Source organism: Bacillus sp. AFS088145 (assembly GCF_002564465.1).
GTDB lineage: Bacteria > Bacillota > Bacilli > Bacillales > Bacillaceae_G > Gottfriedia.
In genome coordinates, this window is record NZ_NUUX01000074.1 from 1 (window position 1) to 2,142 (window position 2,142).

Genomic DNA, 2,142 nt, shown 5'->3' on the forward strand with positions numbered 1-2,142 from the left:
AATAAGGAAAAGCAAAGATCAAGGACACGAGCGTTCAAGACGATAGTAAGAGAGGAATTCATTTGGTGCGAGAATTCTCTATACGTTGAATGACTTACCACCTTGTAGCTATAGTGGGGAACGTATTTTTTTACAATTAACTACTATCGGTGTAGACCGTTAAAACGTTGAGATTTTGTATACTTATTTTTGTGTACATTAAATTAGGGTGGAACCACGAGCACATTCGTCCCTACGAGTGTGCTCTTTTTTTATTGTCAAAATTAATTTGAAAAAGGAGTGAACTTAAATGATTTCAATTAAATTACCAGATGGATCAATTCGCGAGGTGGAACAAAATACAACAGTTGAAGATTTCGCGGGTTCAATCTCCATTAGCTTAAAGAAAAAAGCGCTTGGTGGAAAAATTAATGGTAAATTAGTGGATTTAAATACACCTATTACTGAAGATTGTGAAGTTCAAATAATTACTCAAGATGATCAAGATGGATTAGAAATGATGCGTCATAGTTCAGCGCATATTTTAGCTCAAGCAGTAAAACGTCTTTATAAAGGCGAAAAAGCTGCATTTGGAGTTGGACCAGTAACTGCAGACGGTTTCTATTATGATATTGATCTTCCTGTTTCAATTAAAGTAGAAGACCTACCGAAAATTGAAAAAGAAATGGAAAAAATTATTAAAGAAAACTTACCGATTACTCGTTCAGAGGTTAGTCGTGAAGAGGCAATTAAATTCTTCACTGAATTAGACGATGAGTTTAAACTAGAATTAATCCGTGATTTACCGGAAGATGCAGTTATTTCAATGTATACTCAAGGTGAATTCGTAGACCTTTGCCGTGGACCACATGTTCCTACAACTGGCCGTGTAAAAGCGATTAAATTATTATCAGTTGCTGGAGCTTATTGGAGAGGCGATGCAAATAATAAAATGCTTCAACGAGTTTATGGTACTGCTTTCCCAAGTAAGAAGGAATTAGAAGAGCATTTACACTTATTAGAAGAAGCTAAAAAACGTGATCACCGTAAATTAGGTAAAGAGCTTGAATTATTCATGTTCTCTGAAGAAGCACCTGGTATGCCATTTTTCTTACCAAAAGGTACTATTATCCGTAATGAATTAGAACAATATGAGCGTGGATTACAAACTTCAAAAGATTACAAAGAAGTTCGTACACCATTCATTATGAATCAAAGATTATGGGAGCAATCAGGTCACTGGCATCATTACCATGAGAACATGTACTTTACTGAGGTTGATGAAACAAAATTCGCATTAAAACCGATGAACTGCCCAGGTCATATGTTAGTTTATAAAAATAAATTACATTCATACCGTGATCTACCGGTTCGTATGTGTGAAAATGGTCAAGTTCACCGTCATGAATATTCTGGTGCCTTAAATGGAATGATGCGTGTTCGTACTTTTACTCAAGATGATGCACATATCTTCTGTCGTCCAGACCAAATTGAAGGCGAAATTATTGAAGTAATTAACTTAATTAAAGAAATTTACGGTGTATTCGGATTCACTTACAAAGTAGAATTATCAACTCGTCCAGAAGATTCAATGGGTTCAGAAGAGTTATGGAACTCAGCAGAGCAGGCATTAGAAAATGTTCTAAAATCTGAGAACTTAGACTTTAAATTAAACCCAGGCGATGGCGCATTCTATGGTCCGAAAATCGATTTCCATATTCAAGATGCATTAAAACGTAGCTGGCAATGTGCTACAATTCAATTAGATTTCCAAATGCCTGAGAAATTTGACTTAACTTATGTTAATGAAGATAACCAAAAAGAACGTCCAGTTGTTATCCACCGTGCAATTTATGGTTCAATTGACCGTTTCTTAGGAATCTTAACTGAACATTTTGCTGGAGCATTCCCATTATGGTTAGCACCAGTTCAAGTAGCAGTATTACCAATTTCAAGTGTTCACAATGAATATGCACAAAAACTTGCTGATCAATTAAAAGCGGCAGGAATCCGTGTTGAAGCTGATTTACGTGGCGAAAAAATTGGATATAAAATCCGTGAAGCACAACTTCAAAAATTACCTTATATGTTAGTAGTAGGTGATCAAGAGGTTGAAAATAATACTGTAGCTATTCGTAAACGTGGCGAAGGTGACATTGGTAC

1 protein-coding gene is annotated in these 2,142 nt (G+C 35.6%); it reads left to right on the forward strand.

What is annotated here, in order from left to right:
* Nucleotides 1-289: 289 nt before the first annotated feature.
* Nucleotides 290-2,142, forward strand: a 1,853-nt coding sequence (gene thrS, locus COI44_RS23680; RefSeq protein WP_098430062.1) for a threonine--tRNA ligase, incomplete at its 3' end; no start/stop codon positions are given.